1 pseudogene is annotated in these 237 nt (G+C 59.1%); it reads right to left on the bottom strand.

Going from position 1 to position 237, the window contains the following annotated elements:
- Nucleotides 1-237 (bottom strand): annotated as a pseudogene (locus WLY71_RS31060) (efflux RND transporter permease subunit); the annotation flags it as partial.

The following is a 237-nucleotide window of genomic DNA, read 5'->3' as shown; positions in this document are numbered from 1 at the left end:
GCACCGGCACCGCTGGAGAACACCAGTGGCACAACACCCATGATGAACGCGAAGGAAGTCATCAGAATCGGCCGCAGACGCAGACGGCAAGCTTCGAGCACCGCGGCGAGCGGGCTGAGCCTTCGTCCTGCTGTTTATCCTTGGCGAACTCGACGATCAGAATCGCGTTCTTACAGGCAAGCCCCACCAGTACGATCAAGCCGATCTGGGTGAAGATGTTGTTGTCGCCTCCCGAAG

The sequence above is a fragment of the Pseudomonas rossensis genome (genome assembly GCF_039888995.1).
GTDB lineage: Bacteria > Pseudomonadota > Gammaproteobacteria > Pseudomonadales > Pseudomonadaceae > Aquipseudomonas > Aquipseudomonas rossensis.
Note: the sequence above shows the minus strand (reverse complement) of the source record. Positions and strands in the feature narration are given on the sequence as shown.